Source organism: Pseudovibrio sp. Ad13, assembly GCF_001623225.1.
Classification (GTDB): domain Bacteria; phylum Pseudomonadota; class Alphaproteobacteria; order Rhizobiales; family Stappiaceae; genus Pseudovibrio.
The window spans coordinates 182966-194585 of the sequence record NZ_LMCC01000015.1; the positions used below are offsets into that span (position 1 = coordinate 182966).

Below are 11620 nucleotides of genomic sequence, written 5' to 3' on the forward strand. Positions count from 1 at the left end.
GTTGAGCTATGGGAGACTATAAAGCGAAGCGACAGCTCATTAGCCGAGACACGAGCACAATTGAGCAAGCTCCAGAAGCCGCTGTAAAGCCCACTGAGAGCTCATTCATCCAAGACATTATCGCACAGCTAGTGAATGACCGACCAAGCGAGCATGAGGCCATGCTGAGCGCCTTGCGCAAATCTGAGAGGGGCAACGTCGCTTACTCTCTCGTTCCAATCCCTATCATTGAGATGATTGAAGCTCGCCGCAAAGAACTGAAACTGGGCAAGAAGGAATATTTCTACCACTTGCTGCGAGAAGACGGCTTACCCGTTCCCACCCTAGAAGAACTTGACGCCCGCAATCGGCGATGATTGCGAGCGTCAAAGTTTCTCATATTGGATTGTTAAGCTAATTGGAGATGATCAGCTCAGAGACCTGCTTACCCGCACCTTTCGCAATGGAATAGTTCAGGCTGACAACATCCTGCTGAAAGCCGTCAAAGGTCTGCCGCGTTTCGTCTCTATCATTCAGCGAGAGAATGAACCGACCTGCGATTTTAGAAAGCCGCTCTGCCATCTCCGCAAAGTCGGAGCGCTCAAATACCCCCTTGCCGTAATCTGTCTCACCACCCCAGTAAGGCGGATCGAGATAGAACAACGTCTGCTCTCCATCATAACGCTCTATGCAAGCACGCCAGTCCAAGTTTTCTATGGTCACTGCAGACAGCCTGTCTGCAACCTTTTCTATGTTACTCAGAACACGCTTTACGTTAAAGCGAGATGGCCGCTCTATCGCAGTCCCAAACGACTGTCCCACAGACTTACCACCAAATGCGAGCCGTTGGAGGTAATAGAAGCGAACAGCCCTTTGAATGTCAGTCAGATAATCCAGTCCACTATCTTTGAGCGATTCAAATTCCTCACGTGAGGCAAACATGTATTCCAGGCTTCGCAAGAACTCAGCCTTGTGTGAGCGCAAAACACGAAAGAACGTGACAAGCTCACTATTTATATCGTTAATCACTTCGCATTTGGTGACAGAGCTTCTCTTGAAAAACACCCCGCCCATTCCGCAGAACACATCCACATAACTCTGGTGTGGGGTCTGATTGATCTTACCGACAATACGAGCAGCAAGCTGGCTTTTGCCGCCAAGATAGGGTGCCACCGGTTCAGCGTTGACCGGAGCGACTTCTCCAAACAAGTTCATATTGAAGTTTACTCTCAAGCTATGGCAAGATTTCCCAACCATACAATTAACAATGTATGGCTTGGTGGGAATGAGCCTTTCAGCTTGCTTAACGCTCTCACGGACTGATTTGACAAGGCCCGTGGATTGACGTGTTTACGCACGTCGTTCTTCCCACCAATACTCTGATGGGTATCGAGAAGAGAGGGATCATGGGAAAGAGGCGTTTGACCAATAGCTGCCGTTCAGCCTAGATCCAGTTGCTTACAGCCAGTCCGTGATTTCAACCGTAAGTCGATTTTGGTCAATTTGTTGATGAGTGACCTTACCGGTCATACGCCTTGGTACAATATTCAGACTGCTGGAAACTTCTCACTACTTCTGATTGCTATTATGGAAGCACGCGCAGTGTTATTGACATCTTGTCTGGAATTGTTATATTTCGACATCTGCCCAAGCTTCGTCCAAGCGCAGTCAAATCTATATCTTGATTTGCGCAATTGGACCCAAAATGCAGAAACCACTTCCCAATAGTAAAAAATATTCGCTAACCTTGTACGCTTCTGCGTCCGGGGTTCTTTGTGCTATGCGCGTTTCATGCGTCATAGCCAATGCGATCATGACAAAAGGTCCGCAGCAATGAACCAAGCAGTTCGAAACGACACTAAAGATGTGCCTCGCGCTATAGTTATCACATTAATTTCTTTATTCATTTTCGGGCTTCAAGATATCGCAGTCAAAGCGCTTGTCGCAGATTATCCACCCACACAGCTTGTGATGATCCGGTTCTGGGGTGTTGGCCTGTTTATGGTTATTTGGATTGGACGTACGTCCGATTTCTCTAGCGTTTTACGTTCACACTTTCCTGGATTGCAGATTTTACGAAGTGTCCTACTTCTTGCCGACATTTGGTTGTTTACCGCCGCATTGAACTACATGCAAACATCTGACCTCCAGGCAATTTTTATGTTATTTCCGATTACTGTGAGCGTATTAGCCGTTCCTCTTCTGGGTGAAAGAATGGACGTCTATCGCTGGCTGGCTGTACTGATAGGTTTTGCTGGTGCCCTCATTGTCGTGCGTCCAGGATTTCAACAGATCGACAGCTCGCTATGGCTCGTTGCCGGTGCAGTGTTGAGTTTCTCGCTTTATACTGTACTGACACGTAAAGTTGCGACAAGAGACAGTACAAAAACTTCAATGCTATATCTGGCGTTAGTTGCAGTGTTGCTTTCTACAGCAGTTGGCGTTTTCGACCTGAAGGCAATGACACCAAATGCAATACTTGTCATGCTGGTAGTGATTGTTTGTGCCATAGCCACCCACATTCTTTTCACCGAAGCATTGAAATACGCCCCTGCAAGCACGCTACAACCGTTCAATTTTCTCGCACTTCCCGTAGCCGTTTTGCTGAGCTTTTTATTCTTTGGCTATATCACCGATATTATTACCGTAGTCGGCGGAGCAGTCACAATCGCGGCGGGTGTCATGGTTTGGGTTCGCGAAAGAAAGCGAAATGTCATCAAGCCTAACCTTGCAGGTGTCAAACTTAGCAATATTAAGCCGGTTCTCGCTGATCATAGCGATTGACTGTGTGCTTGATCAACTGGGGCTACAATCAGGTATGATCCTGCCACCAGTGCCCAGGGACAACTCATAACCTGGCTGTCTCGCCTTTTTTAACGCATGTTATGAAAGGTGGGGCAGTTGTGGGAGAGTAATAAACTTTCATACTGACAAGCACTCCAAGCAGCAGAAATCAGCCCATATGAGTGACCAAACAAAAAATAGAGTTGCATACTTGTCGCAATAGACGCTCTTCCAGCGATTGCTTATTGAGTAATAAAGATTCATACCGAATGAGCCCTTTGCTGCCGTTCGTCGGCGCATAGGCATTCGCAAGAGCAGCATGTAGCTGGTGACCATAAGCGGACACTGAGACGCCTATTTGCGATCACTATATCAAAGAACATTCTCAATTGCTGATTGGTCTTACTATGCTCTTAACGGAAATAGAAAGCAGGCCTTCTTAGCTGGATTGATTTTCTCCGGCTCTCTTAAGACGCTTTGCATCTTTCAATGAGGCGATCTGCATTGTGAGGTTGTTGTGCACCCACTTCGAGGCGCGACTGATTGCATCTGCGAAGATTAAGTCAGCATGGACGCTCGTCAGAATGTCGATGCCATCGTCAGGTAAGATTGGTAAAGGTTTGTTTTGGCTGTCAAAAAAATAAACTTCATCTTCGGGATAATGGATCTGCAAGTTTGCCTCTAAGTGGCACACTTCGATCCCAACTTGTCCATGAAGCGGGTAACGTTTGCCCCATTGTTTTAATGCACTTGCAAGCTTGAATCGATTGCCGCCATCTAATGGTGCCCATAGATCCAGATCACGAGTAGGTCTCTCTATATGGTGCTTTAGCGCCATACCTCCAATAACAAGGTACTCAACTTTGAAGTCAGTTAGGCATGCAACAAATTGCCGTTGATACTCATTCAACATGCTCTGCGCTCCTTAGTTGGGCTTAAGCAAATCGCAGTTTCTCTTTTCGTATTCTTCCTGAGCTGCCAGTCTTCTCAAAATCCGCCAGTCTTCAATACTCTGAGTAGTCGCATCTCGCCGAGGTAAGTCTTCTTCAATTGACTTCCGTACCCTCACGAATGCGCCACCTAAAATAAAATCAATGGAAACACCGTAGTCATGGTTCTTCAATATCCATGAAAAGTGATCTCTGTCTTGCTCGGCTATTTTATCAGTAACTGCTGCTTGGTATGCCTTTTGCAATTTACTTAATCCTGAAAAGAAAAAGCTGTCTTGGTTGCCATTATCAAAGATCCTCGACAAGGATGAACATTCCCATTGGGCTTCCCCTTTCAGTGCTAGAAGCTTGTAATTTGAAGCTCTTGCAGGGTAGAGTTGGAGCGCGGATATTAAAACCGATATTCCTATGAAACACAGTATCTTATGCATTCAATGCTCCTTATATGGACTGCTAATTAATCGTTATTTTTAGCGCTGTCCTTCAGTTTCGCTCTAAGTTTGATGATGCGAGCTGGACCAAATTCTATCGCTAGAATCCAAACTAAGATTGCTGTTACAATAAATGGCAAAGCAAAGCCAAAGAACTCCATCCCGTCTGAAAAACCAGAAAAGAATGCTTCAGAAACACTTGTAACTTCTTGAATGCTAGCCAACTCAGCAGAGTCTTCTTCAAGAATTTTTTTGCCGCCCATATCTTGAGTAGTTGAAGAATTTTTAACTTGCATTTCTGTTCTTACTTGTTCGTCAATTGATTGTGATGCGCGGTCAGGTGATATAAAGGGCCAGATCCAGTTGGTAATAAGGTTTACTGTAATAGCCAAGATCACACCTCCTAGTACTTGCCATTTGGACAGCTTGTACCTCCAATGCTCCCAATAACCGTATGTGTGTAACCATTTCTGGCCTTTGTCCGTTAGAAAATATACGCTGCCTTTCGATCCGCGAATTGAAGCAATTGCAATATGTTCAATTAGCCCCAATTCTGTCAGCGTCTTATAGAAATGATCGACATCGATATCTGGGTTTTTCTCCTTAATTTTTGATTGTTTCGTTCCTCGATTAACGGCTCTTAAAAACGTTAAGATGAAGTCAACATTAGTAGTGAGTATAGGTAACGTATTGTTATTTGTCGTCAAATTAATAACCTCAAAAATGTCGCTCTCTTCGGGGGTGCTCGATTGATGCTCCTTAGTTGGACAGTTCTTGCGATGTCAATGCACCCCACTCTTTCTCTACAAACTGGCACATATGCAATAGGCTTCTCATTGCCTCATCGGCATTAGCAACACTGATGGCACTGACAAGGCCATGAGCGGCTTCATCTCGCCAAATGGCAATGATCCCTGAAAACGCTTCCATATTTTTACGGATATGTTGTTTGGTGTTCCCTGTTACCAGATTTAAAATAGCTCTTCGACCATTAGAACCGCGGTACTGCTTAATGATTTTTTCTTCATCACTTGTTTTTGCAATTGCTACCGCAAGAAGTACTGACTCTGCTGCTGCGCCAGCCATGGCGCAACAAGCGAACCAGGCTTGCGCATTCCTACATTTGATTGCTTCTTGTGATCTTTGATAAAACCCATCCCCAAAAGTCTTGTTAAAGCTTTTGAGTGCTGCTGAAAGTGACCCGGGTTGAAGTAAAACTATCTCGTTTTCATCAAGTGAGCTTAGCTGTTCAGAACCATATGAGGTAAGCGAGTAGCCGCCATCAGCAACCGCTTGTGCGCCATGGTGACTTACTCCTGGTCGTAGCCAACCGCGCTTTGTTAGCTCCCATGCGGCTTCTTGAAAAAGCGGATACCATTCTTTTTCCAGCCTATTTTTTTTGTTGTGATCATTTGAAGCTTCTCTGTCAGCTGCGTGGTAACAGACTGAAGAGGGATGGACATCATATCCATAATGTCTGGCTCCATTATTTTTAATTGCGGATATTGTTTTGGAAATAGCTTCGTCTAAATTCATGATAACATAGGTCCTATTCAAATTATGGCTATCGCAATATCTCTTGGTAGGTCTCGACGAGGAAAGTAGCAATCGCTCCTGCTGTATTGACCGCAAGGCTGGCATGACGTGGTGATGGCTTATCAGGCCACTTGCCTCCGCGACCATGGGAATCAGATAGTCGGTTGCGCAATGTGCCAATCCCACTAACGAGATTCATTGCACTTCCCATTATGGTCTTGATTGGTTCTTCTGAATGCTGGCTCGGTCCAAGGTTCAGTGTCTTAGCAACCTTGGCATATAGCTTCGGCAAGTCATCTCTGTCTGAATATGTTTCGTCACACTCGTCGAGGATACGCTTTGTGACGGTTTCAAGTAGAGTGCGCGCTACTGTGATTGCACCTTCAGGATCGGAATTTCGGCGTGCAATGGCTTTGCTCCAAACAGAGTGAACGCCCTCTACGTCGAACGTCTCCAAAGTTTCAGATGCCAGCTTGTCGCTAGGGGCGATATTCCGCCCTTCAAGAAACTCCATGAGGGGGATAAAGCCCTCATTAATAATCTTACGTCGTTCCGCATATTTTTCTGCTTTGCCTTGGATATAAGACCAAAAGGCGGGTAGTGTCGGGCAACTTCTTACGAACGATGGGAGCAGGTTGCAAAGAAAGGGGTCAGCCATAAACCTACTACGAAGATGCATATATTCAGGGTAGTCTTTTAAATCACCGGTGGCACGTGAGGTAAGCATGCTTTGAAGCATCATCGCTTGCTCAATCGGTAAAGTTGGAATTTCATTATGCAATTTTATTGATCCTTTTCGCCAAAACAATATCGCAGTTCAACTTCCCAACTCACACCTAAACTTCTTTGTTGGGCCTAGCCTTTGGCAGATGCCAAAATAGCTAGTCCTAAAGATAAAATCCCCAATGCAAGCGATCCAACGGCTATCCATGCCGGTAGACGCACAGCTGGGTCCCGGGATTTCAACCACCAACACAAAGCGCCGATGATACCAATTTTCTTGATCGTAAAATCGTACACTTCATTTTTTGCCACGCCCATTTCATTTCTCACGTCATAAGGCATGGAAATCGATGTCTTGCAGTCCTGGCCAAGTGCTAAAGCCAGTATTCGCTTGCTAGTGTCTTGACATTCAATCTCAATCACATCGTAACGTTTTGCGTGGTCTCTGTGATCTATATTAACCCGCACAATCAATCGCCCAACATCATTGCGTAGCGCCTTCACCACCTTTAGTTTTGGCAATTCAATCTCCTTTTGGGACTGATTTCTATTCCCCTATAAAATAGACTCAATTATATGTAACGGCTAGGAAAATTAATGGCTTCCTTTGTCCGCCAATCAAATCTCATATCTACCCTTGATTGAACTACTCGAATAGCCGATGTTGGCCCGTTTATTTGATGTTCTGGTGTGTAATGCAGCAAAAAATAGCATGCTGTCTAGTTAACGGTTTTTATTGCGATCTTTCGCAACAATAATGCCTGCCTTGCCCAATACGAGTATCATCACCCCACCTATCCAACCTGCAATTAATGAGTTTATTGCTACGGCAGTACCCATCAATGCTAGACCCATGTTCCCAACAAGTAGAGTTAGAGCTATTGCACACAGAATTGGAACAATTAAGAGAAGCTGAATAAAAACTGGAAAGCTACGGAAACGTTTCCAGATGGCTGTGACATGAGGCTTAGACCGTTCGAACATTTAATCACCTTCCCCAAATAGGGTCATGAATGGATCGTTATGCCGTCCTCTGCAGTGAGGTATGGAAATTATAATTTTGCTATGATGCTGACAGTCAACGACTGTTTTCAAAACAGTGCCATACGATTCACACTTCATCCAACGGAAACCTATGGCCTTAGAAATAGTGACAGGTCAGTTAGAAGGGAACGATCAAAACCCTCTAAGCAACAGTCTCAACCCTCGATAGAACCACCCGAATGGCGGCTGTTGGCCCAGTTACGCGATACCTGCGGACATTCGCTCTAGATTTAGTCACTCAACATCTCGCTACGCCCACAAAGTTCAACACAACGTTGGTTGACTACTATAGCCTTGTGGCTCGCCGTTATTGTTTTTGAGTTACGCCGCAGATGCCAAAAATTAATCTCTATCTGCCCAAATGGAACTAGCTAGACGCGAGGCACGTCGCACCCGAAGAGCTGCCCATAACGAGACTTGGCAGCCAATGAAGCCAGTCCAGGCAATCAAGAACTGGGCTCCATTCGCTTCAGTCGCCGCTTCAAACGCGAAAAGAAGAGAACAGATGGAGCCCGCAGTCACCAAAACAACAAAGCAGAACCAAGCATGCCTTGTTACACCGTAAAACCGATTAGATAGATGAGGAGCAAAAACACTGGTGTTTCGAAAGAATGAGTTTTGCATAGTGCCCCCCTAATAAATGTCCTACTATTACTGTGAGATGCACTACTCAAAAAATAAACCCATAGATTTCATAAGATATATTTTATATTCACACTAGATATTGTTAAGATTTCAACAATATTCACATTTACGTTATTTATATATTATATAAATACACAAATAATACTAAATCATAACTGACCACCAAATATCAGATAAGCTTAGTTAGATTAGGTTTTTGCATGAGTTAATGCTATCCCCGCCGCTGGATAGCGCTATATTTACATAACTACAATTGCACCATTCCTTAAATTCAAAGCACGACTTTCTTTGTAAATGATTTGATCACATGCTTGCTCTGTTATCGGCTTGACCTCCAAATTATTGCAAACATGCACACTCTCCTCATAAGACAATTCTCTCAGAATGACCAAGGCATGATTGATTGCCTCTTCTTCATTTGCCCCAAGTCCCAGAATAGACGTTCTATAAACTGCAACAAACATGAAAAACTCCTATAAATAACGTGTAAAAAATTTCACACGTATGCATTAGGAACTGATCGCAGCCATTAAGTTACTGGTGAGAATAAGAGGCGAGATAGGGCGGATTCATTTGCTCTCTATTTTGATAGACACTAATCCGTTTCCTCAAATCACGTCATGCGAGTTATTCAATACATCACAACCTATGAGATTAATTGCCCTTAGCTATTATTTAGCGAAAAAGAGCAGCTTGCGATAATTGGTTCAGACCAACATTGTCCGATCAAACGTCATCACCTTTGAGGTCAATTATGTATAACTTCACCAGACCAACTTGTGCGGCGACTGCAATCATTTATCTGGTTGAATTACATCAAGCAGACTTGATGTTTCATGCTGATGATAGCCCTCAAGAGTGCGTATTTGGCAGAGAAATCTCATCAGAAACACTAGAAGTGATGGACCAGTATATGCAGAGAACCCATACATATTTGGAAGATCCGCACGTAATCATCTATGAGCTAAGTAGATCGCCGGACGATTACTGAGACACGATCCAATTCACCTCTGGCTCTTTAAGCAAACATGCGATTTTAATCTTTTTTGTCAATCCTCCAGCCGCATATCACAGCGCCAGCCAAATGGAATTGTCTCATCTCTTTTTTAGAACTCTCGGATCTCCAGTAAGGACGATCAGTACCGCTCGGTCAATCAGCACACGACTTATCGCGTTCATAGTCTCGTAGTTGCTTTCGTTTCATGCGGTTGTCCAAAACTCGGTTCCACACCATGAAGAACGCAGCAACCACAGTCAGGATAATGAGCAGTGCCTGAAAGAACGGCTCTAGGAAGTTGGCCCAGTTTTGGGCTATCCAAGCTGCTAGAAAGGTCAGTGCTGTGCCTGTCTCTGATTTCTGCATCTTAGCCTCATTCAAGGATATGGATCTTCTGGTGAGTAAACTGTGGTCACAACTCCAAACTAGAACGCCTTAAGCTTCGTTAGTCGAGACAGCGCCCTCACGCTGCACAAACGCCTGTTCTCCCTGCACGGGATAGCTGTTCGGCCACCGGATATCCAAGAGCCGCCGCTTTGAGACTTTCGTGATTGTGACTGCGTTGGACTGGTTCCCACCAAGCACGTGATAGTGACCTGCACTCTCGGAGACATAAAACCCGACATGCCCTTTCCAGCCGCGAGGACTTCCACGCCAGAACACGAGGATGGAACCTGGTACTGGTTTATCTAAACGCCTGCCGTATTTAGCCCATTGGCGAGATCCTAAAGGGTTGGTGGGCTGGGTATCAGATACAAGGCTCATGCAATGGGCAACGAACAGGCCGCACCATGGGGTTTCATCGGTTTGGTAGGAGATACTTAATTTGCTCGCCCAGCCCATGATCCTTGGATTGTGCGTTGGTCCCGAGATCTCCTTGGTTCCCAGCAGTCGACGCGCCTCAACCAACCATGGTGGCTCACTGCTTTTGATCGCCTTGATTTTGGAGCTAAGCCAATCCTGATAAGCAGCTTCAGATAGCCTGCCCCAATCTCCATCGGGCTTGCCGGGATTGAACCCGAGATCCTGCAGCATTTCCTGAGATTCAAAGTCTGGTATCCGTCCCATGATCACCTCACAAAAAAGGCTCCCCATGGGAGCCGTGTTGTCAGATCAACTTCAATGCATGTCAGCAGAACGCGCACCAGATGATCATCTTTGTTTCATCACTGCGTTAAGCTCAAACCCGATAGACAACGACGTCTACTTTGCCAGTTGCACCAACCACACCTCCAGAACTTCGCAGGCCCAGACCACCTATTTGAAAAGTTTGTTCGGTCTTGCCTCTGATACCGATATTGTCCACGGTGGTGAGCGAGCCTTGTATCAACGTCCCACCTACAATTTGAACAATGTAATCTGTATCCGGCTGCTCGTTTTCGAATGTAAATGTATTGCCTGAACGAGTGAGTCTATAAGACGCTGAGCCCTTCAGATCTGAATAAGCAGCGACAATCTTCGGGAGCCCATTCAGCGCATTCAGTTTTGCTGAGTTGAGCTTCTGATCAGTGACAGAGTTGTTTTTGTATTTCTGAGTGGTGAGTGAGTTGTCCTCAACCTCTGCGGTTCCAACCTTGTCTAACACCGCCAGATTTTGCAGACCAAGGTTCTGGCGAGCGTGCGGGGCACTGGCAATTTCGCTTAGATTATTTGCCGCTTGCACAAAGTCGCTTGCATCAGGCGTTGCCAGCACCCACCCATCAACATCAGAGTAGACTTTCAACTTCTTGTCTGGCGATTTGAAGTAAAGCGCTCCGTCCTCTAGCGCGTTGCCTTCAATGTCAGTGTCCGGGTCGTCATCAAATGATCCCAGATAGAGCTTATTGAAGCGTTTGAACGCCAGATCAGAAGCTTGCTCAACCGCTGCCTCTAACTGGTTCAAAGCATCCTCTGCCTTGCCTTGAGCTGTTTGTGCCTGATTGCGAGCGGCTATTGCAGCAGCTTTGGCCGCAAGAACCACCGCTTCAACATTTGCCGGATTGAGAAGCACATAACCCTCCTGCCCCTCAATCACTGCAAGCATCGCCGGATATCCTGTTTGCAAGTCATCAGGACCAAGCTCATTACCGAGACCATTTCGAATAGGCAACAGCACATCATCAACCTTGATGGTCACTGCGCCCGAGTTGTTGTCAATGGGAACGAAGACTGCAAACTCAACCGCCGAGAGGCTGACGCCCAATCGAAGCTTCGCTCTGATCGCATTACCCGTCCCGTCAATCTCAACCAGTCTCGTGATGCTGTCTGCAAGGTCGCGCACATAGTGCCAGGTACCACCCAGCCACTGATAGTAACCGCTTAAGGCATGGTTGGAGTCAGCTCCGACAATGGCAGGTGTGTAATCTGGCTTGTTGGTGACAGTATCCAGCTCAGCCTTGGTCTTAACGATCACCGCACCCAGCGTTGCTGCAATTTCCACCTGCCCCATGTAGGCGATTATTTCTTCCTTTTTGGGCTTGTGCGGATCTGTGCTTTCAAGTCCGAGGGTCTCTCGCGCACGCCAAACGTATTCCTTGGTGAGGAAGTTCATA

The 11620-nt window shown here is 45.8% G+C and carries 15 protein-coding genes; 2 read left to right on the top strand and 13 right to left on the bottom strand.

What is annotated here, in order from left to right; genetic code table 11:
- Positions 1–8: 8 nt before the first annotated feature.
- Positions 9–356: a hypothetical protein gene (locus PsAD13_RS17985; protein ID WP_063319041.1), complete on the top strand. Its 348-nt coding sequence runs from the start codon at positions 9–11 to the stop codon at positions 354–356.
- Positions 357–393: 37 nt separating this feature from the next.
- On the opposite strand, the gene PsAD13_RS17990 is transcribed toward PsAD13_RS17985, so the two are convergent.
- Positions 394–1194, bottom strand: coding sequence for a DNA adenine methylase (locus PsAD13_RS17990; protein WP_063319042.1), 801 nt, complete (start codon positions 1192–1194; stop codon positions 394–396).
- A 618-nt stretch (positions 1195–1812) separates the two neighbouring features.
- Here PsAD13_RS17990 and PsAD13_RS17995 point away from each other — a divergent pair.
- A complete protein-coding gene (locus PsAD13_RS17995) occupies positions 1813–2763 on the top strand; it encodes a DMT family transporter (RefSeq protein ID WP_063319043.1) in 951 nt (316 codons plus the stop codon).
- Positions 2764–3202: 439 nt separating this feature from the next.
- Here PsAD13_RS17995 and PsAD13_RS18000 read toward each other — a convergent pair whose 3' ends face one another.
- The 12 genes from PsAD13_RS18000 to PsAD13_RS18055 form a co-directional block, all read right to left on the bottom strand.
- A complete protein-coding gene (locus tag PsAD13_RS18000; RefSeq protein WP_063319044.1) occupies positions 3203–3676 on the bottom strand; it encodes a hypothetical protein in 474 nt (157 codons plus the stop codon).
- A 12-nt stretch (positions 3677–3688) separates the two neighbouring features.
- Complete coding sequence (locus PsAD13_RS18005; protein ID WP_063319045.1) at positions 3689–4144, bottom strand: hypothetical protein; 456 nt, start codon at positions 4142–4144, stop codon at positions 3689–3691.
- A 26-nt stretch (positions 4145–4170) separates the two neighbouring features.
- Positions 4171–4851: a hypothetical protein gene (locus PsAD13_RS18010; protein ID WP_063319046.1), complete on the bottom strand. Its 681-nt coding sequence runs from the start codon at positions 4849–4851 to the stop codon at positions 4171–4173.
- A 52-nt stretch (positions 4852–4903) separates the two neighbouring features.
- Positions 4904–5680 (bottom strand): hypothetical protein, encoded by a 777-nt coding sequence (locus PsAD13_RS27660; RefSeq protein WP_153040922.1) that lies wholly within the window; start codon positions 5678–5680, stop codon positions 4904–4906.
- A gap of 28 nt (positions 5681–5708) precedes the next feature.
- Positions 5709–6461 (bottom strand): abortive infection family protein, encoded by a 753-nt coding sequence (locus PsAD13_RS18020; protein WP_244275187.1) that lies wholly within the window; start codon positions 6459–6461, stop codon positions 5709–5711.
- A gap of 74 nt (positions 6462–6535) precedes the next feature.
- Entirely contained in the window at positions 6536–6925 is a 390-nt protein-coding gene (locus PsAD13_RS18025; protein ID WP_063305202.1) for a hypothetical protein, read from the bottom strand.
- A 201-nt stretch (positions 6926–7126) separates the two neighbouring features.
- Positions 7127–7387, bottom strand: coding sequence for a hypothetical protein (locus tag PsAD13_RS18030; protein WP_063319047.1), 261 nt, complete (start codon positions 7385–7387; stop codon positions 7127–7129).
- 402 nt (positions 7388–7789) lie between these two features.
- Positions 7790–8071, bottom strand: a complete 282-nt coding sequence (locus PsAD13_RS27665) for a hypothetical protein (protein ID WP_153040924.1) — start codon at positions 8069–8071, stop codon at positions 7790–7792.
- 260 nt (positions 8072–8331) lie between these two features.
- Complete coding sequence (locus PsAD13_RS18035) at positions 8332–8556, bottom strand: hypothetical protein (RefSeq protein WP_063305333.1); 225 nt, start codon at positions 8554–8556, stop codon at positions 8332–8334.
- 686 nt (positions 8557–9242) lie between these two features.
- Positions 9243–9455, bottom strand: coding sequence for a hypothetical protein (locus PsAD13_RS18045; RefSeq protein ID WP_063319048.1), 213 nt, complete (start codon positions 9453–9455; stop codon positions 9243–9245).
- Between the two features lie 69 nt (positions 9456–9524).
- Positions 9525–10157: a TIGR02594 family protein gene (locus tag PsAD13_RS18050; protein WP_063319049.1), complete on the bottom strand. Its 633-nt coding sequence runs from the start codon at positions 10155–10157 to the stop codon at positions 9525–9527.
- A 112-nt stretch (positions 10158–10269) separates the two neighbouring features.
- Entirely contained in the window at positions 10270–11619 is a 1350-nt protein-coding gene (locus PsAD13_RS18055) for a hypothetical protein (protein WP_063319050.1), read from the bottom strand.
- Position 11620 lies beyond the last annotated feature (1 nt).